Below are 24779 nucleotides of genomic sequence, written 5' to 3' on the forward strand. Positions count from 1 at the left end.
CACGTCTCTCGTTCCGGAATTAGTTCTTCGTCGACGAGGTAGTTGTGTTGTCGGCCGGCATGGTGGCCGGAGCCGTCGCACTTGCGTCTGCAGCCTGGTCATCAAGCGTCTTGAATTCAGGCGCGTTGCGCAAGCTTTCGGCGGTCTCGGTGGTGGTCAGGCGCACATCGCCTTCGGCGCCGTTCTCACCGGCTTCCCTGGTCAGCGTGATCTTGCTGAACGGAACGGCCACATCCTTTTCACCGATGCCCAGGAAGCCGCCGACGCCGACCACGGCCGCGACGATGCCGCCATCCTTTTCGACCAGCAGGTCGTTGATGTCACCGATGCTCTGGTTGTCGCCGGTATAGATCGCCTGCCCCATGAAGTCGTTGGCGCTCATCTGCGATTCGCTCTGTGCGGTCAGATAGGTTTCGCCAGTGGCAGTGCCGGTCGTGGTCTGGGCAGTGGTGGCCGTCGTGCCGGTTGCATCGGTGCCGGTCGCGGCATCAGGAGCGATCGGGGCCGCCGCGGGCGGCGCGCCGGTCGTGCTTTCTGTGCCGGCTGCAGGCGCAGTGGCGTCCTGTGCGACGGCGAAAGGTGCAATGGCGGTGGAACCCAGCAGCATGGCCGCGGCGAATGTCTTGAAGGACTTGTTCATGATGGACTACCTTTCCTCTGAGATCGTCTTCGACTGACGCCACCGTCCCGTTCGGGTTATTCAGGTTGCGTCGGTTCGAGAGGAAAATGCCCGGCAGGTCCGATCGTTCCCATTTTTTTCATCAGTTTATTTTGCCGGATGACGGGAACATTTGGGTCGTTGTTTGGTTTGCGGCGCCCCGCAGAAGGCGCCGCAAGTCATTGTAACACTTGAAGTCAGAGCTTGAAGCGCGGTTCCGCACGCCCCTGGACGGCAACGCCGAGCTCGAAGGTTGCTCCCGCCAGGGGATCGTTCTTCAACTCCTCGGCCGACAGTCCCTCGAAGCAGGACGTGACCGCCAGGCGATCGAATTTCGTACCAAAAAACGCCGGGCAGGTAACGCGGCGCGCCGGCATTTCGTAGCGCGCGATCTGGCGGCCATCCGGCGCATAGCGGTCAACGGCGCCGCCGTCCCAGTTCGCGTTCCAGATCGTCCCTTCAGCATCCACCACCGATCCGTCGATGACGCCCGTCGTCCGTGCCGACTGGTCGATCAGAATGCTCGGCTCGCCGGTCGGCAGGCCCGTCGCCGGATCGACGCTGACGCGCATCAGGTGGTTGACCTTGGAATCGTTGAAATAGCCGATCGTCCCGTCCGGCGAGAAGCAGATCGAGTTCGGAATGCTGACGGCGTTGAACAGCTTCGTCACTGTTGTGCCGGCCACGTGATATATGGCGCCGGCGCCGGTTTCGGCCGTTCGGCTCATCGTGCCGATCCACAGCGCGCCACTGGGATGCATACGACCGTCATTCGAGCGGTTCTGCGTCTTGCCGGGTTCGATCTCCACATAGGGGTGAAGCGCGCCCGACGCCGCATCACGCAGGAAAAGCCCCTTGTCGGATGCAAGAAGGTGCTGCTTGTCGTTAATGACCGCAAACACGCTGCCGAGGAAAGGCAGGTCGTGCTTGGTGAAGGCTCCAGAGGCGATGTTGAGCTGGCAAAGGGTCTTGCCGAGAATGTCGAACCACCAGAGGCAATCGGTCAGCGCGTCGTAACTTGGGCCTTCGCCCAATTCCAGCCGCTCTTCCGTGAGAACTTTACCTGTGAATGGTGTCATTGAAATCACTCTATCCTCCTGCATTGGTCGCCGCGACCTTTGCCGCTGCGCCCCTTTGTTTGACAGGGGTTTACGGTAAAATAAAGAGGTTGCTGGACGCGGAGTGGTTTACAAGTCTATTGTGTGACAACTTGGGAAACGGATTCGTTGGTGCTCGATATAAGACCCAACATGAGGTCGCGTTCTCGATAAATCCCGTGATCGCGTACCAGCCAACAAGCCTGACGAGATGGTTTTGTATCGTGTTGTTGGGATTCGCACTTGATGACATTTTGCTGTGCCAATGGCTGTGAGACAGACCGGTACTGCCACGGATTGGGAATACCGCCTTGGAAAATGTGGATCGTCATGATGGCCGAACATATCGTGCAGAAAATGATGCCATGACCACGAACGATACCCCCGACTCCAGCCGCATAGAGGCGCTGGTACTCGAGGTGAAAAGTTTCAAGACACAGTTCGACGTGTTTCGCTTCATGAAGCGGGCGACGGAGCAATATGGTTCTCGCGCGTTCATGGTTCTGAACATGCCGGGTGCGACGTCGCTGGATCTGTCCAGCAGTTCGATCATCACCAACTGGCCGTCGGACCTGCTGACCGAATTCGATCAGGGGGCGCTTCTGGCCGGAAGCCCGGTCCTTGCCGTGCTGCGCCGCGCCTCCATACCCTTCACTTACGATATCGATGAGGTCGTAGCGCAGCGCGATCCGCGCAGTGCAGAACTTTCAAAGACGCTGTTTCATCGCTTCCGCATGAATCGCGGCGCCTATTTCCCGGTGCATGACGCAACGGGCGCGCGAGGGGCCGTTTCGTTCAGCGGCGAGCGCAAACCGTTCACGATGCGCGAGATGATGGAACTGAGCTATCTGGCAGTCCATGTCTTCAATCGGCTGGCCGAAATCCGCGACATGGACAGCCGCAACAGCGATATGCTGACTGAGCGGGAACTGGATTGCCTCAACTGGACGGCTGCCGGCAAGACCAGCGTCGAGATCGCCGAAATCCTGACTTTGTCCGAGCACACCATCAATCACTACCTGAACCGTGCAACGAAGAAGCTCGATGCCGTCAACCGCACCCAGGCAGTCGCCAAGGCGCTCCGCCTCGGCTTGATTAAATAACTCTGACCTCTGTTGATTTTTTGTGCGGTCCGCGCGACCGGCGCCTAGATTGTTGGCAAGTGGGTCGCCGATTGGGGTTTTCTCCCGCAAGAAAACCGCCGGAAACGCCGATTCTCCTCCGGGTTCCAGTCTGGCACGCTTCCTGCTTTCTCTATTTCAGTCCAGAGGGGACGCTGCATGGTACCCAGCCAAGGGTGCTGCAAGGACAAGCCGCCGCGGTGAACATCGGTTCCTGCTGGCGGCTTTCCTGTTTCTAGGGCGCTGGCGTCTTTACCGGGCGCCCTTCCGTCTCGGGCCGGACTGACTTCCCCCTTGCTTCCATCTGGCTTTGTCCGCTCCTGTTGTCGTGGGGCGTTTTGTCTCCGCATTTGCGGTTGGCGAAGTCGCGCTCCTCTATTATCTACGCTGTCACGACACGCTAAGCTCTGACGCCAGAGCCTAGAAAATGAGCCAGGAAAGAGGACGTCATGACCGAGTTGACCCGCGAGCAGGTTCTGGACGCATTGGGGCGCGTGCGCGGTCCCGATCTGGATCGCAGCATCGTCGAGCTGAAGATGGTGTCGGATGTCTTTATTTCCGACGGCAAGGTCTATTTCTCGATCACCGTACCGGCTGAGCAGGCCGAGGCGCTGGAGCCCTTGCGCCAGGCGGCGGAGCGCACTGTAAAGGCCATTCCGGGCGTCAAGGGTGTTCTGGCCAGCCTTACGGCAGAGCGCAAGCAAGGTGCGGCGCCAGCAGCCCGGCCGCAACCGCCAGCCGCCGCTGCCCGCGGTCACGATCACGGGCATGATCATGGGCACAACCACGCACACACGCATGGACCAGGCCACGCCCAGCCGCAGCAGCAGCGCACAAAGGCCGGCGTGCCGGGCATCGAGGCGATCATTGCGGTTGCCTCCGGCAAGGGCGGCGTCGGAAAGTCGACCACAGCGGTCAATCTGGCGCTTGGCCTCAAGGCCAATGGCTTGCGCGTCGGCATTCTCGACGCCGATGTCTACGGTCCTTCCATGCCGCGCCTCCTCGGCATTACCGGACGTCCGCAGCAGATCGAAAACCGCATCATCGTGCCGATGGAGAACTACGGCATCAAGGTGATGTCGATGGGTTTCCTCGTCGACGAGGGCACCGCGATGATCTGGCGCGGGCCGATGGTCCAGTCGGCGCTGATGCAGATGTTGCGCGAAGTCGCCTGGGGTGACCTTGATGTCCTGGTCGTCGACATGCCGCCAGGCACGGGCGATGCCCAGCTGACCATGGCCCAGCAGGTCCCGCTTTCCGGTGCCGTCATCGTCTCGACCCCGCAGGATCTCGCCCTGATCGATGCGCGCAAGGGGCTGAACATGTTCAATAAGGTCGAGGTGCCGGTGCTCGGCATCGTCGAGAACATGAGCTATTTCATCGCGCCCGACACCGGCAATCGCTACGATATCTTCGGTCATGGCGGCGCCCGTGCCGAAGCCGAGAAGATCGGCGTACCCTTCCTGGGCGAAGTGCCGCTGACGATCTCGATCCGCGAAACGTCGGATGCCGGAACCCCGGTCGTCGTTTCCGATCCCGAAGGTCCGCAAGCGGCCGTCTACCGCGAGATCGCCGGGAAGGTCTGGACAGAGGTCAAGGCGCGCTCGGGCCGTGCCGCACCGGCCATCGTCTTTGAATAGCGCCATACCGGCAGGAGTGCGCCCTCTGTTTTGAACGGGTTTCGAGGCGGTTTCGGATGTTATTTTCGGGCATCTGAAAGCCGCTGTCGGGCGCATTCCGGAAAAGAGCAGTGTTCGGGACAGAATACTGCGGTGCAAAATTCGACTTGCCTTTTTCTTGCCATTTGTGTTTGGGTCCGGGCAATTTGCCACTCGCGGGTAGCCATGAAGGTAACTTTGTCTTGATCCGGGCCTATAGAACTGACGGCAGCGCGGAGGTGATCGGCCCGGATGACGCCACAGGTGACTTCGACGCGTCGATCATCTGGCTGGACCTGATAAGCCCCACGAAGGAAGAAGAGCAGCAGGTCGAAAAAAGGCTCGGTATTCCGCTGCCGACCCCTGAGGAACTGAAGGATATCGAGCCTTCAAGTCGTCTCTATGTCGAGAACGGCGGTGTCTACATGACCGCCTCGCTGATCTACAAGGTCGAGACGGATCTGGCGCGGCTGACCGATGTGGCGTTCATCCTGCATGGCAACCGCCTCATCACCATCCGCTACGCAGAGCCGAAATCCTTCGCGCTCTTCAGCGCCAGCCTCTTGCGTGCCACCGAACAGTGCCCGACCGGGACCGTTCTGCTCGGGCGCCTGCTCGAGACGGTGGTGGACCGGACGGCCGAAGTGCTGGAAATCCTCGCGACGCGCCTGGATGCGCTATCCATTTCCGTCTTTGTCGATCGCAAGGCTGCCAAGCGCCGCCCGCCGCGCTTTCTGGAAGACAAGCTGCTCGATATCGCCAGTCACCACCAACTGGTGAGCAAGGCACGTGACAGCCTCATCTCCCTGTCACGTCTGGTTACATTCCTGCAGTCTCAGCAGGTCGTGCGGCGTGAGGAGGAGGCGGCCGAACTCTGTCTGGTCGTGGCGCGCGACGTCCAGTCGCTCGCCGAGCATGCGGCTTTCGTCAGCAACAACATTACCTTCATGCTGGATGCCTCGCTCGGCCTGATCAATGTCGAACAGAACGCCATCATCAAGATCTTCTCGATTGCCTCGGTGGTCTTCCTGCCACCGACTTTGGTCGCCTCGATATACGGCATGAATTTTCACTTCATGCCGGAACTGGACTGGAACTATGGCTACGCATTGGCGCTTTTCGGCATGCTGATCTCCGCCGTCATTCCGTTTCTTTTCTTCCGCTGGAAAGGCTGGCTCTGAAGGAGCCCGACATCTTATGGAACACGACAAACATCATGCGTCAGCAGCTCACAAGGGTCCGCGGGGGATGTTTTTCCTTGCGCTCGGTTCCGTCGGCGTCGTCTATGGCGATATCGGCACCAGCCCGCTCTATGCGTTTCGTGAAGCGCTGAAGCCGATCAGCGAAGGTGGCGTCACCCGCATGGAGATCATCGGTCTGATTTCGCTGATGATCTGGGCGCTGACCATCATTGTCACGATCAAATATGTGTTGTTCCTTCTGCGCGCCGACAATGATGGCGAGGGCGGAACCCTGTCGCTGCTCGCATTGCTGTCGAAGACCGCCAATGGCCACGGGCCGATCCTGATGGTGCTTGGTCTGATCGGGGCGGCACTTTTCCTCGGCGATTCCATGATTACTCCGGCGCTTTCGGTGCTGTCGGCGGTCGAGGGGCTGAAACTCGTGGCGCCGGACCTGTCGGACTATATTGTGCCGATTTCGGTCGCGATCCTGATCGGCGTCTTTGCCGTGCAATCGCATGGCACCGCGGCCGTTGCCCGTTTCTTCGGCCCGATCACCGCACTCTGGTTTCTGGTCATGGCGGCCGGCGGCGTCAATCACATCTTCGACGACCTCGGCATTCTCTCGGCCTTCAATCCCTGGCATGCCGCCAGTTTCATGCTGCGTGAAGGCTTCCTCGGCATTGTCGTCCTCGGCGCCGTCTTCCTCACCGTAACCGGTGCGGAAGCGCTGTATGCCGACCTCGGCCATTTTGGCCGCAAGCCCATTCAGTGGGCCTGGTTCGTGCTGGTCTTTCCGTCGCTGGTGCTCAACTATCTCGGGCAGGGCGCGCTGGTGCTGCATAATCCCGCTGCCATGGAAAACCCGTTCTACCTGATGTTTCCGCAATGGGCGCTGTTGCCGGTCGTCATTCTGGCGACCTTCGCAACCATCATTGCCAGCCAGGCCGTGATCACCGGCGCCTTCTCATTGGTGCGCCAGGCGATCCATCTCGGCTTCCTGCCGCGCATGCAGATCCTGTTTACCTCGGAAACCCATACCGGCCAGATCTATCTTCCCTCGGTCAACGCCCTGCTGCTGGTTGGCGTTCTGGCGCTGGTGCTCTTGTTTGAAAGCTCCGAGGCCTTGGCCACCGCCTATGGCATCTCGGTCACCGGTGCCATGGTCGTCACCACGATCATGGCCTTCGAATTTGTCCGCAAGCGCTGGAACTGGAGCCTGACCACTGCCGTGGCTGCGCTGTTGCCGCTCCTGGCGCTGGAAATGGTGTTTCTCGGCGCAAACCTCTTAAAGATCCACGATGGCGGCTATATCCCAGTCCTCTTTGCCGGCGTCTTCACGGTCATCATGTGGACCTGGCGTCGTGGCAACGGCATCCTGTTTGCCAAGACCCGCCATACGGATGTGCCGCTCGCGCCGTTCATCGCCTCCATCGAGCGCAAGAGCGACCATGCACCGGCGAGCGTTCCGGGTACCGCGATCTTCCTGACCAGCGATGCCGAAACGGCGCCCGCCGCGCTTCTGCACAATCTCAAGCACAACCATGTTCTCCACGAACGCAACATCATCCTGACGATAAAGACGATCGGGCGGCCACGCGCCACCGCCGACGAGCGATTTGTCATCGAGCCTTTGTCAGAACGTTTTTCCCGCGTCGAGATCCGGTTCGGCTTCATGGAGAACCAGAATGTCTCCAAGGCCCTGGCCAACCTGCGCCGCTGCGGATTGAAATTCGACATCATGTCGACCTCGTTCTATCTCGGCCGGCGCAAGCTGGTGCCGGATGCCAAATCCGGCATGCCCTACTGGCAGGACCGGCTCTATATCTCGCTTGCCAACGCGGCAGCCGACCCGTCGGACTATTTCCGCCTGCCAGCCAATCGCGTGGTCGAACTGGGCTCGCACGTCATCATCTGACGCAGATGCCGGAAAATGCATTCGAGGGCCACCGGATGATCCCGGTGGCCCTTCGCGTTGGTGCGGCCCGCTTTCACGCCGTATTGCAGCCGGCGTTAACCATGCATCAAGGTTAATGAGAGATGTTTTTCTAATGTATCTCGCGTCCTTGTGCTGGAGTTCGGTTTGCGTTCCTCATTTCGCCCGTCCAAGAAGGTCCTCTCCCGGCTGGAGATGTGGACCTCGCCTCTGCTCTTCGGCCTCGTCTCCTGGCTCGCCTTCCCGACAATTGCAGCCCAAGCGGATCTGGCCGGCCTTTTGGCCGGCAGCGACCGCGGCGCCAGCAATTGGCGTATGGTTCTGACCGCATCGCCGGCAGGTTCAATCCATCAGGCAGAGTTGGCATTTTCTGCCGACGAAACATCGTCGGCCCTGTCCAATGACACCGGCCTTGTGCTGCCCGACGGCCGCCGCATCGCCTTTGACGGCGGCAAGCAGGCCGCCGATCCGCTGCCGGATGAAATGCGCGTCACCCGAGACCTGAAGAAGGGCAGGGTGATTGCCGTCGAGCAGATGCTGCCACCGCGTGCCTTTTCGGCGGGATCGATCCTGAAGCGCACCAGTTCGCTGCTCGACCCAAGGGATCGCGCGACCGAACGCACAGCCTTTGCTCGGGAGAAAACCGAGACGAAGCCGGTCGAATTGGCGAGCTTCTATTTCAAGCGCAAGGAGCAGCCGGTCGATCCGGCGCTGCCGGCCATGCTTGCCGGATTGGTGACCAACCGAAACCCGGACGTTCTGGCCACCGCCTACGCGCCGCCCGCACCGGATTACGCCAGTGTCTCGCCCTTTGATGCGATCCTGACGGAAAAGCAGACGGCGCGCGGCCGCTTCATGCCCGAGATCGGCCCGCAGGATCATGCCTGGGCTGCAACCGCTTTGCCGGCCGGCGTATTTTCCGACAAGGAACAGAAATGCCTCGCCGAGGGCATCTATTTCGAAGCCCGAGGCGAATCGGTGAAGGGGCAGGCGGCGGTCGCCCAGGTCATCCTCAACCGGGTACGCAATCCGCATTATCCATCAACGATCTGTGGTGTCGTCTATCAGAACGAGGATTGGCGCAACCGCTGCCAGTTTTCCTTCGCCTGCGACCGTATCCCCGACCGCGTGACATCGCCGTCCCATTGGCGCATCGCCAAGGAGATTGCCATGGCGGTCACCGCCGGCAAGATCTGGTTCAAGGAGGTGGGATCCGCCACCCACTATCACGCGACCTATGTGAAGCCGGATTGGGGTCCGACGATGAAGCGGGTTGACACGATCGGCAAGCACATCTTCTACCGCACCTATGGCGGTGGCTGGAGCTGACACGCCAGCATCTGCGCGAAGGCGGGCGCCCTTTCAGGATTGCGGCGGCATTTTCGGACTTTGACGCCGGCCGAACATGATTTCGTTTTCCGCTGACTTGCTTGTGCCGCAATGTGGCATGGCGCGGCATCGATTATGGCAGATTCTCTCCTTCCATCGCGACCAAGTGACACGATTTGGCGTCTGTCATGTGAGTTGAATCGGCAATATTTATCTAACCATCTGAATTTTATGGGTTAATTTGTCGTGAAACTTGGCCCCCATATGCCTTGACTATGCAGGTCCTCAAAATTATGGTGCGGCCGACTTCAAAGCGGGCCAGAAGGGTTTCTATCCTGCCGTTTCTGCATTCAAATCGGGTGTATTGTGCCCTGTGAGATACGGATTGGGACGGGAGGAAGCCATGACGGATAATCGGGAAGAAGGTCTGGAAGAGCGTCGCCGGAGACTGGCTGCCGAATTGGCTGTCCGGGACACCAAGGCGAAGAGCGAGGAAAGCGCGGAGATCAACGCCGAAGAAACCCGCAAGGGTTACGGAATGGCGATGAAGATCTCGAGCGAATTCATCTCCGCCATCGTTGTTGGCGCATTTCTGGGCTATCTTTTTGACCGCTTTGTCGGTACGGCGCCCTGGGGCATGATTGTCATGCTGCTCATCGGGTTCTGCGCCGGCGTGTTGAACGTCATGCGCGTCGTTGGAATTGTGGCTTCGCCGCATCCGGCTGATCGCAAGTTGGACTTGAAAGAAAAAGGCGACGGTCGCTGAGGCGATCCGAGCACGACGATAAGATATCCGCCCCGGCGGCAAAACGCGAAAGAGCAGAACGTGGCCAACGATCCTACTCATCAGTTTCTGATCCAGAAGATTGTTCCGATCGAAGTGGGTGGGATTGATTTTTCGTTCACCAATGCGTCGCTGTTCATGGTTGCAACTGTCGCAGCCGCTTCAAGCTTCCTCTATTTCTCGACGTCGAACCGGGGTCTGATTCCGACCCGCATGCAGTCCGTCGCTGAAATGGCCTATGAATTCATCGCCTCGATGCTGCGCGAAGGCGCTGGCAGCCATGGCATGAAGTTTTTCCCGATGGTGTTTTCGCTGTTCATGTTCGTGCTGACGGCAAACTTGCTCGGTATGTTCCCGTACTTTTTCACCATTACCAGCCAGATCATCGTCACCTTCGCTCTGGCGCTGTTCGTCATCCTGACCGTCCTGGTCTATGGTTTCTACAAGCACGGCCTGAAGTTCCTCGGCATCTTTGCGCCGTCCGGCGTGCCCATTGCTCTGCTGCCGCTGGTGTCCACGATTGAGGTTGTTTCCTTCCTCTCGCGTCCGATCAGCCTCTCCGTCCGTCTGTTCGCCAACATGCTCGCCGGTCACATCACGCTCAAGGTCTTTGCCGGCTTCGTCGCGTCGATGAGCGCCATGGGTGCGGTCGGTGTCGGCGGCGCAATTCTGCCCCTTTTGATGACGGTCGCCATGACCGGTCTCGAATTTCTCGTTGCCTTCCTGCAGGCCTACGTCTTCGCGGTACTCACTTGCATGTACCTGAACGACGCAGTGCACGGCGGTCACTGAGAATATAGTCGCTGGCCCCGGCGCAACCGGGGCCAAAACAGCCGCAACAACCATTTCGAAGGAGTATCCATATGGAAGCGGAAGCAGCAAAGTACATCGGCGCAGGTCTCGCATGCCTCGGCATGGCTGGTACGTCCCTCGCACTCGGCCGTATCTTCGGTGATTACCTCTCCGGCGCACTGCGCAACCCGTCTGCTGCCGACAGCCAGTTCGGCCGTCTGGTATTCGGCTTCGCCGTTACGGAAGCTCTGGGCATCTTCTCGCTGCTCATCGCTCTCCTCCTCCTGTTCGCCGTCTAATACACGGTTGGAGATTGGGATCACGGCGTGCCTTTCGCGGCGGCCGTGATCTCGTGCATTTGTGAATACACCTGGAGGTGAGCATGTTTGTGACCCCCGCCTATGCCGAGGAAGCGCCGGCAGAGGGCACTGTCCACACCGAGACCGGCGTTCCGAATACGGAACATGCCAGCGGTGTGTTCCCGCCGTTCGATTCGTCCACCTATGCCTCGCAGCTGTTGTGGCTGGTGATCACGTTCGGCATCTTCTACATGCTCATGCAGAAGGTCATCGTGCCGCGCGTTGGCGGTATTCTCGAAAACCGTCACGACCGCATTGCACAGGATCTCGACGAGGCAGCACGCCTGAAGTCCGAGGCCGACGCTGCGATTGAAACATACGAACGCGAGCTGAGCGCGGCCAAGGCGAAGGCCGGCCAGATTGCCTCGGTCGCGCGCGACGAAGCCAAGGTCAAGGCCGACGCGGAACGCGCAAGCATCGAAGCGGATCTTTCCGCCAAGATCGCTGCCGCCGAAGTCCGCATCGGCGAGATCAAGGCCAAGGCATTCGCCGAAGTCGACACGATCGCCATCGACACGGTCGGTTCGATCGTTGAACAGCTGATCGGCACCAAGGCGACCGCCGCCGACATCAAGGCTGCCGTTTCCGGCGCCGCCAAGCAGGGAGCGTGATCGCCATGCATCTCGACGCAACATTTTTTGCCCTGGTCGGTCTGGTTCTCTTCTTCGTCCTGCTCGCTTACCTCAAGGTTCCGGGCATGATGGCCAAGGGGCTTGACGAGCGCGCTGACAAGATCCGCGACGAACTGGCGGAAGCCAAGCGCCTGCGCGAAGAGGCCCAGCACCTGCTGGCCGAATACCAGCGCAAGCGCAAGGAAGCGGAAGCAGAGGCCGCAGGCATCGTTGCTGCTGCCGAACGCGAAGCCGCTGCCCTGACGGCCGAAGCCAGGCAGAAGACCGACGAGTTCATTGCACGCCGCAATGCACTCTCGGAGCAGAAGATCAAGCAGGCCGAAACCGAAGCCGTCAACGCCGTGCGCGTAGCGGCCGTCGATCTGGCCATCGCTGCGGCTGAAAAGGTCCTGGCCAAGAAGACTGACGGCGCGGTTCAGGACAACCTGTTCAAGAACGCCGTGGGTGAGGTCAAGTCCCGCCTGAACTGATCGCAGGATCGGTCTTGGAATTGAAGAAAGCCGGGTTCGCCCGGCTTTTTTGTTGTCTGCAATATGGAGTGTTGCTGCCGCCCAGCCGGATCGGTGATTGTCACGGGCAGCAGCGTTGCCTCAGTCGATGAGGTCTTCCTGTCGCAATGGCCGAAAGCTCATACGGTGCAGCGGGCAGGGGCCATGCAGCGCGATCGCTGCCCGATGCATGGCCGTGCCATATCCGGCATGCTGTGCGAACCCGTAGTGGGGATAGAGCAGCCCGGCCCGTGCCATCATCCGGTCCCGCATGACCTTGGCAAGGATCGATGCTGCGGCGATCGACACCGAGCGGGCATCGCCCTTGACCACGGCCGTGCCGGAACAGGAAAGTCCGTCCGGAACGTCCTTGCCGTCGGCCAGCACATGCATGGCGCTCAATTCAAGCCCGGCAACGGCACGCCGCATCGCGTCGAGGCTCGCCTTGCGGATATCGCGTGCATCGATATGGCGGGGTGACGAAGAGGCGATAGAGACGGTGGCAGTCGCAAGGATCTCGTCATACAGCCGCTCGCGCTGGGCCGCGGACAGTTTCTTCGAATCGTTCAGCCCCTCAGGGATACGCTTCGGGTCGAGGATGACCGCAGCGGCCACCACCGGCCCCGCCAGCGGCCCGCGGCCGGCTTCATCGGTTCCGGCCACCGGCCAGAGCCCGCGCCGCCTGGTGCGGCTCTCGATCGAGAAATCGGGTGCCAGCGGCATGTCGGCAAACAGGCTGGGAGAATCGGGTGGCGTTCGCGTTTTCATGCGGCAGAACTCGCACGCACACCCGATCTCCTGCAAGCCCCTGGTCCCTTTCTCTCGTTGGACGCGAGAGCAAGGGGCGGCTGACCAGGGACACATCCGGCGCGAGGCGGCGGATAACCGCGCCGGAAGTCGAAACCCGGCCTGGACCGGGAGGCGCAATGTCGAGGCGGTGCCGGCCGCCCGGACATCACGATAGGGATCCTGCGCCTTTGTGAGGCGCCAGTTTCACAACAGTGCCAGTTTCACAGCAGCGACAGCTGCACGCCATGGCTGTTCGGCGACAGGAACAGGTCCTCACGCAGATGCAGACTGCGGCGGGTCAGGCCAAGACGCTTGGTCGCCATTTCGAAGCGGCGGCTGATCTGCCAGGCGTAAGGACCGGCGCCCTTCATCCGCTTACCGAATTCGGCATCGTAATCCTTGCCGTCCCGCATCGAGCGGACCAGCGACATCACATGCCGGTAGCGGTCCGGATAATGCTGCAGCAGCCAGTCGCGAAACAGCGGGCTGACCTCAAGCGGCAGGCGCAGCAGCACATAGCTGGCCTCCGTCGCGCCCGCTGCCTTGCCGCTGTCGAGAATGCGTTCGATCTCATGGTCGTTCAGTGCCGGAATGACCGGCCCGAGCATCACGGCAACCGGGATGCCGGCTTCCGACAGCCCCTTGATCGTCTCCAGCCGCTTTGACGGCGTGGCCGCGCGTGGCTCCATCAGCCGGGCAAGCTTGCGGTCGAGCGTCGTTACCGAAATGCCGACCTTGGCGAGGCCGCGCTCCGCCATCGACTTCAGGATGTCCACGTCGCGCAGCACCAGCGCCGACTTTGTGACGATCACCACCGGATGATTGGCCTTGTCGAGCACTTCGAGGATCTGGCGCATGATCCGCCATTCCCGCTCGATCGGCTGATAGGGGTCCGTATTGGTGCCGATCGCGATCGGCCGCGGCTTGTAGCCCGGCTTCGACAATTCCCGTTCCAGAAGCTTCGGTGCATCCGGCTTGGCAAACAGCCGCGCCTCGAAGTCGAGACCGGCCGAGAGCCCCATATAGCTGTGCGTCGGGCGGGCGAAGCAATAGATGCAGCCATGCTCGCAGCCGCGGTAAGGATTGATCGAACGATCGAAGGGAATATCCGGCGATTCATTGCGGGTGATGATCGTTCTCGGCTTCTCGACCTGCACTTCCGTCTTGAACGGCGGCATGTCCTCAAGGCTCTGCCAGCCGTCATCGAAGGCCACGCGTTCCGTTGGTTCGAAGCGACCGCCCGGGTTGAGCGTTGCCCCGCGACCGCGGCGTCGGTCGATCTCGATCCGGAGCCCGGAAGAGGTCATCACCGCATCGGCAATATCTGCCGTATTGCCAGGCTGAAAGGCAGCCTGGCCCACAAGAGACAGCTCGTTCATGTTTAGCTCCTCGCGGGGGCAATCAGTCCCGCCGAATGACTATATTCCTACCATCATCAATGAGAACATTGCAAGAACAAAATTGAAAAATCGGGCCGCCGCAAAGCGGTGGCAAATCTTTGTGCAATGCGATAGAGATAGGCAATGTTGACAGTGATCATGGAATGCCGCGATCAGGAGCCTGAACTTGCTCAGACGCTGTCGGTTCTCGTAGCCGGCGCTGTTGAAGGCCTTGTGAGCGATGTTATTGTTCTGGACCACGGCTCCAAGGACGGTTCGTCCTTTGTGGCGGATGCCGCAGGCTGCCGCTTTTATCAGCAATGGGACATGAAGGACCTGCTCGGCACGGCGCGCGGCGAGTGGCTGCTCCTGGTCGAGCCCGGGGCGCGGCTGACACAGGGCTGGATCGATGAGGTCGCCGAATACGTCGCGCTCAACAAGATGCCGGCCCGGTTTTCGGAATCACGTGCCTATCGGCTGCCATTGTATCGCCGCCTGACCCGGTCTCGCCCGCCACTGGAAAATGGCCTGCTGCTGCCCAAGCGCCAGGCGCAGACGCTGGTCAGGTCGGGCATGGATCTTCGCGATCTGGCAAATGGCCACAAGCCGCGGCGGTTGACGTCTGAAATTATCCCGTCCTGGGTCGCGCGCGAAGCCAGGCGCTGAAGCGCATACTGGCGGTGTTATTTGCCGCGCGTCAGGTGCTCGTCGAGCCGTGGCATGATCTCGACGAAATTGCACGGCATATGGCGGTAGTCGAGCTGCAGCTTCAGGATGCCATCCCAAGCATCCTTGCAGGCGCCGGGCGATCCCGGCAGCACGAAGATGAAGGTCGCGTTGGCGACCCCGCCGGTTGCCCGCGACTGGATGGTCGATGTGCCGATCTTGTCGTAGGAAATTCGATGAAACACTTCGGAAAAGCCGTCCATGCGCTTTTCGAACAACGGTTCCAGCGCCTCCGGCGTGACGTCGCGGCCGGTAAAGCCGGTGCCCCCGGTGGTGATCACCACATCGACGGCATCGTCTTGCGTCCAGGCCTGAACCTGATCGAAGATCGACTGCCTGTCGTCCGCAACGATGGCCCTTGCGACAAGGCGATGACCGGCTTCCGTGATCCGCTGGACAAGCGTGTCGCCCGAACGGTCATCGGCCAGCGTGCGTGTGTCGGACACGGTCAGCACGGCAATGCCGACGGGAATGAAGGGCCGGGCCTCGTCGATGCGGCTCATGCCATGTCTCCTGGATATGTCTGGCTCGCCTGAAAATACCAGTCCGGCCGCTTTTGGCGAAGGGTAGCGGCGGCTTGCTCGGCATGGTGCTGGTCGGCAAAGATCCCGAAGCATGTCGCGCCCGAGCCGGACATGCGGGTGAACAGCGCGCCCTCTGCGGCGAACATGTCCGACAGCATGCCGATCTCCGCCAGCAACGCGCGCGCCGGCGGCTCCAGGTCGTTGCGCAGGGTGCCCAGCCGCTCTATCCAGTCAGAAAGTGCGGCGTCGGTCGGCAAGTCTGGCATGACAGGATTGGCCTTGTTCGCCAGCAGCCGGAAGATGGTCGGCGTCGAGACGCCCTTCAACGGATTGCCGAGCACCAGTGCCAGCGCCGGCATCTGGGGCAGGGGCGTCAGGATTTCGCCGATGCCGCTCGCCCTAAGCGGCCTCGACTGCAGGCACATCGGCACGTCGGCACCGAGTGCGAGTGCGAGCCTCTGCAATGTTTCGTCGGATATGTCGGCGCGCCACAATCGCAACAGCCCGCGCAATGTCCCGGCCGCGTCGGCAGACCCGCCGCCGATGCCCGACGCGATCGGGAGTTCCTTTTCCAGCACGATCGAAACCGGCGGTGCGGCACTGTTTTCCGCCGCCAGAGCCTTGCGCAACAGATCACGCGCACGAACAACCAGATTGCCGTCGCGCCCATCCGCATCGGCTGAAAGCATGGCGCCAAACCGGCCGGTAATCTGGAATTCATCCTGATCCGACAGCGTGAATGTCAGCCTGTCGCCATGCTGGCAGAACGTTACCAGGCTGTCGATCAGATGGTAGCCATCGTTGCGCTGGCCCGTGACATGCAGGGCCAGATTGATCTTGGCCGGCGCGGTCTCTTCGATCCGCACCGGCCGAAAATCGGCGCCATGCATCATGATGGTCAGGATTTCTTGTCGATCTCAGCCGGCTTGACCACCGGCTGTTCGTTGATCTTGGCCGCATCGGATTCGACCGGCGGCATGCCCTTGTCGATCTTCGCCTGGATCTTCGGCACTTCGGCCTCTTCCGGCTCGGAAGCAAGTGCGCGTTTCCACTGATACGTGGCCTCGAGCTTGCGGCCGACGCGCCAGTAGGCGTCGCCCAGATGGTCGTTGATCGTCGCGTCGCCGGCGCGCAGCTCGGCTGCCCGCTCCAGTTCGGCGACCGATTCGTCGAAACGTCCGAGGCGATAATAGGCCCAGCCGAGCGAGTCGACGATGTAGCCGTCATCGGGCCTCAGTTCGACGGCCTTCTTGATCATCTCCAGCCCTTCCTGGAGATTGCGGTTCATGTCGACCCAGGAATAGCCGAGATAGTTGAGAACCTGCGGCTGCTCCGGGTTCAGCTCCAGCGCCTTGCGGAAATCCGGCTCGGCCTTGTCCCACTTCTTCAGGCGTTCGTTGGCGATGCCGCGCTGGAAGAAGATCGACCAGTGGCTCTTGATCGGCGATTGACCGATGACTTCGACCGCCGTGTCGTAGTTGGCGGCCATCGCCGCGTAATCCTTGGCCTCGGACAGCACGCTGCCATAGGCCAGGTAGCTGCGTATATCCTTCGGATCGGACGCGATCAGACCCTGCAGATGCTCGCGTGCATCCTCGACCTTGCCGGTTTCGGCAAGCGTCAGGCCGAGCTGCAATTCGGAAATCCGCCGCATCGGCGAGGCTTCCGGAACCTGGCGGTAGAATTCGATTGCCTTTTCCGGCTGCTTTGCATTCTCGGCAATGCCGCCGAGCAGGACTAGGGTGTCTGCCGCTTCCTTGTCCAGCGCATGCGACAGCTGGAGATAGAGCATTACCGTGTCTTCGGCGCCTTCGCGGTTGAGCGCGCCACCGATGGAAAACAGCACGCCGGCCGCACCCTGGGCTGCATTCTCGACCATCGGCTTCGGTTTGCCGCCAGCTTCGATCTCGTCGCGCAGCGCCTTGAACGGTGCGTAATTGTTGATCAGCTCGTCACCGGCCGCCAGGGCATCCAGGGCCTTCTGCCTGTTGCCGGCATTGGCTTCGAGCGTCGCAAGCGCAATGACCGCCCGCGCAAAGGTGTCGGGCGCTGTTGCGCCACCACTACGGTCGATCAGCGTGTCAGTGAGTGCCTTGCGGGCCGTATCGTCATCGCCGGTCAGCGCGGCGATGACGCCGACATTGTAGTTGCGGAAGATCGCGTACCAGCTGGGGCCTTCCAGACCCTTCACCAGATCGAGCGCTTCCTTGCCCTTGCCTTCGCCGACCTTGGTCCAGGCTACCAGCAATTCGTTCATCAGGCGGTCGAGGTCGTTCGGACCCTCGTATTTGAAGCTCTTCAGCGCGTCGTCGTAGCGGCCATCCCGGATCGCCTGGAATCCCAGTGCGACGGAGGTCACGCGCTCGACGGCCGGATCGTTTTCCAGTTCCTTGGCGAGCTTGGCGCCCTCATCGAAGTCGCCGTTCATGATCAGGGCGATCATCAGCCGCTGTTGAATATCCAGCTCGTCCGGCGAAAGCTCAAGTGCCTTCTTGTACAGGCCGATGGCATTTGCGTAGTCGCGGTCGGCCTCAGCCGTCCGGGCCGCCAGAAAGGCGCCGGCAAAGCTGTCTACGCTTTCAAGGTCGAAACTCTCCGATTCCGCCGGTTTGTCGGGCGACGCCGCAGACACGATCGGGGCTTGGAAGACGCTGAGAAGCAGCGCCAGGGCAGTGCCGGCGAGAAAACGAGTGGCGGGACTTTGCCGCATGAACGAGCCTTTCAAGAACCGATAAAGAGCGCTGTCGTGCTTATATGGGAACGACGCGCGATGATTCACGCATAGAATGGCTTTTTTGAAGCAGGCCCGCAAGGCAATCGGCCCGTACGCCACGATTGTCCGCGTCAATTGACGCGGGCGATACAGAAGTCGATCACGTCGTTGAGCGCATCTTTCCACGGCGTCTCGGGCAGAGGTGCCAGGGCATCGCGGGCAATGGTGCCGTAATGCTGTGCCCGCTGGATCGTTTCGCTGAGCGCACCATAGCGGCTGATCAGCCCCAATGCCTTTTCGAGCCGGGCGTCGTCGTTCTGGCCGCCTTCGATCGATTCCCGCCAGAAGTCGCGTTCGGTGGAGGTGCCGCGGCGATAGGACAGGATCACCGGCAGGGTGATCTTGCCCTCGCGAAAATCGTCGCCGACATTCTTGCCGAGGTCTGCGGCCTTGCCGCCATAGTCCAGCGCGTCGTCGACCAGCTGGAAGGCAAGGCCAAGGTTCATGCCATAGGATTTCAGCGCATTGCGCGTCGCCTTGTCGGTCTGGGCCACGATCGGCCCGACTTCGGCCGCCGCCGCAAACAGCGCAGCCGTCTTGGCCCGGATCACCGAGAGGTAGTCGTCTTCGGTGGTCTCCATGTTCTTGGCGACGGACAGCTGCAGCACTTCGCCTTCGGCGATCACAGAGGCGGCCGTCGACAGCACGTCGAGCGCATCGAGCGAGCCGACATCCACCATCATCCGGAAAGCCTGGCCGAGCAGGAAGTCGCCGACAAGAACGCTGGCCTGGTTGCCCCAGATGGTGCGTGCCGTCGATTTGCCGCGCCGGAGATCGCTTTCGTCCACCACGTCGTCATGCAGCAGCGTTGCCGTGTGCATGAATTCGACAGCGGTGGCCAGCTTGATGTGATGGTCGCCCTCATAGCCGAACATCGATGCTGTCGCCAGCGTCAGCATTGGCCGCAGCCGCTTGCCGCCCGACGAAATCAGGTGGTTGGCGACTTCCGGGATCATCTGGACATCCGAGCCCGCCTTCGACAGGATCAGCTGGTTCACCCGTTCCATGCCGCTTTTGGTCAGGTCCACCAAGGGCTTGATGGAAGCCTGTTTGTTTTTGTTTTCCTCAAGCGGTATGACTACGCCCAACGCACCGGACTCCTGTTCAATTCTGCCTCGACAATAAAAAGCCGAGGCACCCACGGCAAGGGGCGAATTGTCCCGGAACGGCAATGAAGAAGGTTTTCTGGGTAAAATGCACGAGATCATCCGTTCGAACGACGTCGTCCTTCTCTCCTTTGCCGAAAGCCTGATGCGGGACGCCGGGATCGCTGTGATGATTGCCGACCAGCAGATGAGCATTCTCGAAGGCTCGCTGGGCATGCTGCAGCGCAGGCTGCTCGTCGATTCAGAAGAGGTCGGTCAGGCGCGTCGGATCCTCACCGATGCGGGTCTTGCGGCCGAGTTGCGGGACGACGAGGCCTGAAGCCCGATGTTGCACCAGCCATCTTCCGAAACCATCGACGCCTTTCACCGCGGCCGCTTTCATCTGGTCCAGCCGCGCGGCCGGGGTCATCGCGCAGGCATGGATGCCATGTTGCTGGCTTCCCTGGTGGTAGAGGACGGGCCGTTTCGTCTTGCGGATCTGGGGGCTGGCGCCGGTGCGGCAGGCCTTGCCGTGGCCTCCAGGCTGCTGGATGCAGACGTGGTGCTCGTCGAACGCTCGCCCGACATGGCGGAATTCGCCCGAAAGAGCCTCGCACTGGCTGAAAATGCACAATATGCCGACCGGATCTCGGTTCTTGAGACGGACGTCACGCTGACCGGGCGCGCCCGTGCTGCTGCGGGTCTATGCGATGACAGCTTCCATCATGTCATCATGAACCCGCCGTTCAACGATGCCAGCGACCGCCGCACGCCGGACGTCTTGAAGGCAGAGGCGCATGCGATGACCGAAAACCTGTTCGAAAGCTGGATCCGAACCGCTGGCGCCATCGCCCTGCCTGGTGGGCAATTGTCGCTGATCGCAAGACCCCAGTCGATCGCCGAAATCATCGCCGCCTGCGGTCGCCGCTTCGGTGGCATCGAGATTACCGCCATCCATCCGCGGCCGGGCGAGAACGCGACCCGCATTCTGGTTACCGCGATCAAGGGGTCGCGGGCGCGTCTGCAACTGCGGGCGCCGCTCTTGATGCATGACCGCGGGGACAGCCATGCCTTCGCCCCTCTTGTCGATGATCTGAACAATGGCCGTGCCGGTTACGCCCGTCAGCGCTGATCGTGCATCGCCCGAATTTTGTATGCAGCCATTGCGTTTGGGGGCCGGCTTCTTACATCTCGACAAGGTTTTGACACGTAGGAGGATAGTGCGTCCATGGCAGATTTTTTGAAGCGGCTGGTGCCGAAACGCTTCCGCAAGCAGGGGATCGTCATCCCCGTCGTGCGTCTGCATGGTGCGATCATGAGCGGAGGTTCCAAGTTCAGGCCAGCGCTCAATCTTGCCAGTGTCGCGCCACAGCTGGAAAAGGCCTTCGCCATGAAGGACAGCCCCGCCGTTGCTCTGTCGATCAATTCTCCCGGCGGTTCGCCTGTCCAGTCGCGCATGATCTTTGACCGTATCCGCGCCCTTGCCGAAGAGAAGAACAAGCGCGTTCTCGTCTTCGTCGAGGATGTGGCAGCGTCGGGCGGCTACATGCTCGCCATTGCCGGAGACGAGATCATTGTCGACGCGACCTCGATTGTCGGTTCCATCGGTGTGGTCTCGGGCGGCTTCGGGTTCCCGGAGCTTTTGAAGAAGATCGGCGTTGAGCGCCGCGTCTACACCGCCGGCGAAAACAAGGCGATCCTCGATCCGTTCCAGCCCGAAAAGGAAGGCGATATCGAGTATCTGAAGACCCTGCAGCTGGAGATCCACGAGATCTTCATCGACATGGTCAAGGCCCGGCGCGGCGTGCTTCTGGCCGAGGATCCGACCCTGTTTTCCGGCCTGTTCTGGACCGGCCGTCGCGGCGTCGAGCTTGGCCTTGTCGATCGGCTCGGCAATATGCGCCAGGAAATCAAGACGCGGTATGGCAAAGATGCCAGGCTCGAATTGATCAGCGGTGCCAAGAGCCTGTTCGGCAAGCGCGTGACGGGTGTGGATGCATTCGGTTCCATCGACCAGATTGCCGCGCAAACCGTGGCGGGACTTGCCGACACGCTTGAGGAAAAGGCATTGTGGTCGCGCTACGGTCTCTGACCGCGGCACGGCATGGTTAGGACGCGACGGGGCGAGGGGACATGGCGCAACTGATATTTTTCGGACTGCTGTTCGGCGGCGGCTGGATGCTCTACCGCAAATTTGTCAGCGATGCGGAAAAGCTCGCGGCCAAGTCCCGTGCGGCGGAGAAGGAGCGCGAAACGGGTGCGATCGGAACGCTGGTCCAGGACAAGGAAACCGGCGAATACCGTGTCCGCCGCGACGACGAATAGTCCTGCGCTGCGAAAGCGCCGTCCATATTCTGCCCGGTTCTGGAGGGGCGCCGATGGCCGATGAGGCACACTCTGATGGTGCGGCCGTGACGCCGGCACGCGATCATTGGGACAATGTCTATCGTCACAAGGCCGAACACGAAGTCAGCTGGTTTGAGGAGCGGCCCGATCTTTCACTGTCGCTGTTACGATCGGCGGGCATCGGGCTGGATGTGGCCGTCATCGATGTCGGTGGAGGGGCCTCTGCTCTGGTCGATGCCCTGATCGTTGAAGGGCAGGCCCATGTCACGGTGCTGGACCTGTCTGCCGCCGCCCTCGATCGCGCCCAACAGCGCCTGCCGGGTGTCAGAAGCGTGGATTGGGTTGTCGCCGATATACGTAGCTGGACCCCGACGCGCCATTTTCATGCCTGGCACGACAGGGCTGCATTCCACTTCCTCACCGAAGTCAGCGACCAGAATGCCTATGTAACCGTGTTGAAATCGGCACTGCTGGTCGGCGGCGTGGCGGTCATCGGCACCTTTGCGCCGGACGGGCCGAAAAAATGCAGCGGTCTGCCGGTCGCCCGTCACGACTGCACCAGCCTGCAACGGTTGCTCGGTCCCGATTTTGATCTGCTCGGCAGTATCAGCCATGAGCATCATACGCCGTCGGGATCGGTGCAAAAATTCCAGTTCAGCACATTCCGCCGGCGCGGCGCACCTTGATGCTGCGCGTTTTGCTCCGGCCCGGCGTCTTGAGTTGCAATGTGTTTCGCCCTATTTTGAGTATCGTTTGATCATTAAGCCATGCGCGGAATTGAGGGGGTTGTTCTGCCGCCTGGTGACGACGGCCTCGAAGGGGTAGCAATATTCGTACGCAGGATTTCCTCAATATTGGCGGAGAGGCTGCAATTGAAATTTGCAGTTTTGATTGGGCCTCGAGCGAATTGGGACCGATCGACAATTGGCCGCAGTCGCTGAAATCGACGCTCCGCCTGGTTCTCTCCTCGCGCCAGCCCATGTGCTTCTGGTGGGGTGAAGACCTGCTGCAGTTTCACAATGATGCCTATCTGCCAATGCTGGGCAAGCGTCAGCCCGCCATCGGCAAGCCCTTCAAGGAGCTTTGGTCGGATGTCTGGGAGGACGTCCTGCCTTTCGTGCGCAGTGCGCTGGCTGGCAAGGGCACCTGGATGGAAAACCTGCCGCTGACCCTGACCCGCAACGGTTATGAGGAACAGACCTATTTTACCTTTTCTTATAGCCCGCTCTATGACGACACTGGCGATATCCGCGGCATCTTGAATGTCGTTACGGAAACGACACAGGCCATGCAGGATCGCGTAGCCCTCGAACGGGCCTATGCCGATGCGACGAGCCATATCCTTGAGCGCGAAAAGCACGAGGAGGAACTCAAGCTCCTCAATCGCGAGCTTGCACACCGGATGAAGAACACCCTGGCCATGGTCCAGTCGATCGTCAGCCAGACCCTGCGCGGCGCCTCGTCCCTGTCGGACGCCGCCTCGACGATATCCGCCCGCATCCAGACGCTTGCCAAGGCGCAGGATCTGCTTACCGGCATGAGCGTGACGGCAGCCGAGGTGTCGGCGATCGCCAATGCCGCCGTCGCGCCGCACAGCGACAGCGAGATACGCTTCCATATGCAGGGTCCGAATGTTTACCTGTCGGCGCAACAGGCGCTTGGCCTGTCGCTTGCCATCCATGAGCTTGCGACCAACGCGACCAAATACGGCGCCCTGTCGCTGCCTGGCGGGCGTGTCGATGTCAGTTGGGCCCGGCAAGGCAGCGAGGGCTTTTCCTTTGACTGGCGCGAAAGCGGCGGTCCGCCGGTCAGCGAACCGCCCCGACGCGGCTTCGGCTCAAGGCTGACCGAGCGCGTTGTCTCGGACCTGTTCAAGGGCGAGGCGAAGATCCACTTCCTGCCGGATGGCGTGATCTTCTCGCTGAGCGGCCGGTTGAACCAGATCGCCGATCTGGATCGCTAGAACGCGATCGCGCCTATCGCTGAGCTCGCAATCCCCTTCACATGCTTGACCCGTCCGCCCCGTCGTGGCACCAGACGGACCACGCATTTCAAGCCAAGTTTTGGACGATATCCCATGACCACGTCTCTCGCCCCGCATATGGACCCGAAGCGCTCTTTCCAGGCGCTGATCCTGACATTGCACGCCTATTGGGCCGACAAGGGCTGCGCCGTGCTGCAGCCATATGACATGGAAGTGGGCGCCGGCACCTTCCATCCGGCAACCACCCTGCGCGCGCTTGGCCCCAAGCCGTGGAAGGCCGCCTATGTGCAGCCCTCGCGCCGTCCGTCCGACGGTCGTTACGGCGAAAACCCCAATCGCATGCAGCACTATTACCAGTACCAGGTCATCCTGAAGCCGAACCCGTCCAACCTGCAGGAGCTCTATCTCGGCTCGCTCAAGGCCATCGGACTTGATCCGCTGCTGCATGACGTGCGTTTTGTCGAAGACGATTGGGAAAGCCCGACGCTCGGCGCCTGGGGCCTCGGCTGGGAATGCTGGTGCGACGGCATGGAAGTTTCGCAGTTCACCTATTTCCAGGCCGTCTGCGGCATCGACTGCTCGCCGGTCGCCGGCGAACTGACCTATGGTCTCGAACGCCTGGCCATGTATGTCCAGGGCGTCGACAATGTCTACGACCTGAATTTCAACGGTCGCGAAGGTGAGGAGAAAATCTCCTATGGCGACGTCTTCATGCAGGCCGAGCAGGAATATTCGAGGCACAATTTCGAATTCGCCAATACCGAGATGCTGCATCGCCACTTCATCGATGCCGAGACGGAATGCCAGGCGCTTCTCGCCGCAGGCGCGCCTTCCGACAACGATAACCAGCGCCTGCACAAATGCGTCTTCCCGGCCTATGACCAGTGCATCAAGGCAAGCCATGTCTTCAACCTGCTCGATGCCCGCGGCGTGATCTCGGTCACCGAGCGCCAGAGCTACATCCTGCGCGTACGCACGCTCGCCAAGGCCTGCGGCGAAGCATTTTTGCTGACAGATGCCGGCGGCGTGAATTTCGGCAGGGCCGCCTGATGCCGGGCCACGCCTGACTAAGATTGCCCGTAGCGCCGAACCCCGATGACTTTGCTGTGCTGACCGGCTAACGTCTGCGCATCGAAGC

The 24779-nt window shown here is 61.0% G+C and carries 26 protein-coding genes; 18 read left to right on the forward strand and 8 right to left on the reverse strand.

Annotation, left to right across the window (positions count from 1 at the left end):
* Positions 1-19: 19 nt before the first annotated feature.
* On the reverse strand, positions 20-640 hold the full coding sequence (locus IM739_RS07075; RefSeq protein ID WP_237370480.1) for a PRC-barrel domain-containing protein: 621 nt from the start codon (positions 638-640) through the stop codon (positions 20-22).
* Between the two features lie 215 nt (positions 641-855).
* Positions 856-1746, reverse strand: coding sequence for an SMP-30/gluconolactonase/LRE family protein (locus IM739_RS07080; protein ID WP_237370481.1), 891 nt, complete (start codon positions 1744-1746; stop codon positions 856-858).
* A gap of 374 nt (positions 1747-2120) precedes the next feature.
* On the opposite strand from IM739_RS07080, the gene IM739_RS07085 reads away from it, so the two are divergent.
* The 10 genes from IM739_RS07085 (at position 2121) to IM739_RS07130 (ending at position 12017) form a co-directional block, all read left to right on the forward strand.
* Positions 2121-2858: a helix-turn-helix transcriptional regulator gene (locus IM739_RS07085; RefSeq protein WP_237370482.1), complete on the forward strand. Its 738-nt coding sequence runs from the start codon at positions 2121-2123 to the stop codon at positions 2856-2858.
* Between the two features lie 467 nt (positions 2859-3325).
* Positions 3326-4516 (forward strand): iron-sulfur cluster carrier protein ApbC, encoded by a 1191-nt coding sequence (apbC, locus tag IM739_RS07090; RefSeq protein WP_237370483.1) that lies wholly within the window; start codon positions 3326-3328, stop codon positions 4514-4516.
* A gap of 221 nt (positions 4517-4737) precedes the next feature.
* Positions 4738-5715, forward strand: a complete 978-nt coding sequence (locus tag IM739_RS07095) for a magnesium transporter CorA family protein (RefSeq protein WP_336886407.1) — start codon at positions 4738-4740, stop codon at positions 5713-5715.
* A gap of 16 nt (positions 5716-5731) precedes the next feature.
* Positions 5732-7633: a potassium transporter Kup gene (locus IM739_RS07100; protein ID WP_237370484.1), complete on the forward strand. Its 1902-nt coding sequence runs from the start codon at positions 5732-5734 to the stop codon at positions 7631-7633.
* A 165-nt stretch (positions 7634-7798) separates the two neighbouring features.
* Entirely contained in the window at positions 7799-8980 is a 1182-nt protein-coding gene (locus IM739_RS07105; protein WP_442981101.1) for a cell wall hydrolase, read from the forward strand.
* A 403-nt stretch (positions 8981-9383) separates the two neighbouring features.
* Positions 9384-9746: an AtpZ/AtpI family protein gene (locus IM739_RS07110; protein ID WP_237370485.1), complete on the forward strand. Its 363-nt coding sequence runs from the start codon at positions 9384-9386 to the stop codon at positions 9744-9746.
* 60 nt (positions 9747-9806) lie between these two features.
* Positions 9807-10556: a F0F1 ATP synthase subunit A gene (locus IM739_RS07115; protein WP_237370486.1), complete on the forward strand. Its 750-nt coding sequence runs from the start codon at positions 9807-9809 to the stop codon at positions 10554-10556.
* A gap of 71 nt (positions 10557-10627) precedes the next feature.
* Entirely contained in the window at positions 10628-10855 is a 228-nt protein-coding gene (locus IM739_RS07120; RefSeq protein ID WP_007597650.1) for a F0F1 ATP synthase subunit C, read from the forward strand.
* Positions 10856-10938: 83 nt separating this feature from the next.
* Complete coding sequence (locus IM739_RS07125; protein ID WP_237370487.1) at positions 10939-11526, forward strand: F0F1 ATP synthase subunit B; 588 nt, start codon at positions 10939-10941, stop codon at positions 11524-11526.
* A gap of 5 nt (positions 11527-11531) precedes the next feature.
* Positions 11532-12017, forward strand: coding sequence for a F0F1 ATP synthase subunit B (locus IM739_RS07130; protein WP_237370488.1), 486 nt, complete (start codon positions 11532-11534; stop codon positions 12015-12017).
* A gap of 120 nt (positions 12018-12137) precedes the next feature.
* Here IM739_RS07130 and IM739_RS07135 read toward each other — a convergent pair whose 3' ends face one another.
* Both IM739_RS07135 and IM739_RS07140 read right to left on the reverse strand, forming a co-directional pair.
* Positions 12138-12803 carry a ribonuclease HII gene (locus IM739_RS07135; protein ID WP_237370489.1) on the reverse strand — a complete coding sequence of 222 codons (666 nt, stop codon included), beginning with the start codon at positions 12801-12803 and terminating at the stop codon, positions 12138-12140.
* A gap of 242 nt (positions 12804-13045) precedes the next feature.
* Positions 13046-14203, reverse strand: a complete 1158-nt coding sequence (locus IM739_RS07140) for a PA0069 family radical SAM protein (RefSeq protein ID WP_237370490.1) — start codon at positions 14201-14203, stop codon at positions 13046-13048.
* A 144-nt stretch (positions 14204-14347) separates the two neighbouring features.
* Here IM739_RS07140 and IM739_RS07145 point away from each other — a divergent pair, with 144 nt between their 5' ends.
* Positions 14348-14869, forward strand: coding sequence for a glycosyl transferase (locus IM739_RS07145; RefSeq protein WP_237370491.1), 522 nt, complete (start codon positions 14348-14350; stop codon positions 14867-14869).
* 17 nt (positions 14870-14886) lie between these two features.
* Here the strand turns inward: IM739_RS07145 and moaB are convergent, their stop codons facing one another.
* From moaB to IM739_RS07165, 4 genes are all read right to left on the reverse strand, one after another.
* On the reverse strand, positions 14887-15432 hold the full coding sequence (moaB, locus tag IM739_RS07150; protein ID WP_237370492.1) for a molybdenum cofactor biosynthesis protein B: 546 nt from the start codon (positions 15430-15432) through the stop codon (positions 14887-14889).
* On the reverse strand, positions 15429-16346 hold the full coding sequence (locus IM739_RS07155; protein WP_237370493.1) for a 4-(cytidine 5'-diphospho)-2-C-methyl-D-erythritol kinase: 918 nt from the start codon (positions 16344-16346) through the stop codon (positions 15429-15431). Before IM739_RS07155 ends, moaB begins: the two co-directional genes overlap by 4 nt.
* 5 nt (positions 16347-16351) lie before the next feature.
* The gene (locus IM739_RS07160; RefSeq protein ID WP_237370494.1) at positions 16352-18163 is read right to left on the reverse strand and encodes a tetratricopeptide repeat protein; all 1812 of its coding nucleotides are present in this window, start codon (positions 18161-18163) and stop codon (positions 16352-16354) included.
* A 134-nt stretch (positions 18164-18297) separates the two neighbouring features.
* Positions 18298-19314: a polyprenyl synthetase family protein gene (locus IM739_RS07165; RefSeq protein WP_237370495.1), complete on the reverse strand. Its 1017-nt coding sequence runs from the start codon at positions 19312-19314 to the stop codon at positions 18298-18300.
* A gap of 106 nt (positions 19315-19420) precedes the next feature.
* Between IM739_RS07165 and IM739_RS07170 the strand changes: the two genes are divergently transcribed.
* The 7 genes from IM739_RS07170 to IM739_RS07200 all read left to right on the forward strand — a co-directional run bounded on the left by IM739_RS07170 (position 19421) and on the right by IM739_RS07200 (position 24691).
* Positions 19421-19651 (forward strand): putative signal transducing protein, encoded by a 231-nt coding sequence (locus tag IM739_RS07170; protein WP_237370496.1) that lies wholly within the window; start codon positions 19421-19423, stop codon positions 19649-19651.
* A 6-nt stretch (positions 19652-19657) separates the two neighbouring features.
* Positions 19658-20443 (forward strand): tRNA1(Val) (adenine(37)-N6)-methyltransferase, encoded by a 786-nt coding sequence (locus tag IM739_RS07175; RefSeq protein WP_237370497.1) that lies wholly within the window; start codon positions 19658-19660, stop codon positions 20441-20443.
* Positions 20444-20539: 96 nt separating this feature from the next.
* Entirely contained in the window at positions 20540-21403 is an 864-nt protein-coding gene (locus tag IM739_RS07180) for a S49 family peptidase (RefSeq protein ID WP_237370498.1), read from the forward strand.
* A gap of 41 nt (positions 21404-21444) precedes the next feature.
* The gene (locus tag IM739_RS07185; protein ID WP_237370499.1) at positions 21445-21636 is read left to right on the forward strand and encodes a hypothetical protein; all 192 of its coding nucleotides are present in this window, start codon (positions 21445-21447) and stop codon (positions 21634-21636) included.
* Positions 21637-21689: 53 nt separating this feature from the next.
* Entirely contained in the window at positions 21690-22343 is a 654-nt protein-coding gene (locus IM739_RS07190; protein ID WP_237370500.1) for a class I SAM-dependent methyltransferase, read from the forward strand.
* 221 nt (positions 22344-22564) lie between these two features.
* The gene (locus tag IM739_RS07195; protein ID WP_237370501.1) at positions 22565-23620 is read left to right on the forward strand and encodes a PAS domain-containing sensor histidine kinase; all 1056 of its coding nucleotides are present in this window, start codon (positions 22565-22567) and stop codon (positions 23618-23620) included.
* Positions 23621-23758: 138 nt separating this feature from the next.
* Positions 23759-24691, forward strand: a complete 933-nt coding sequence (locus tag IM739_RS07200) for a glycine--tRNA ligase subunit alpha (RefSeq protein ID WP_442981124.1) — start codon at positions 23759-23761, stop codon at positions 24689-24691.
* The last annotated feature ends 88 nt before the right edge of the window (positions 24692-24779 follow it).

Origin of the sequence: Rhizobium sp. SL42 (genome assembly GCF_021729845.1) — a bacterium.
Taxonomy (GTDB): Bacteria; Pseudomonadota; Alphaproteobacteria; order Rhizobiales; family Rhizobiaceae; genus Allorhizobium.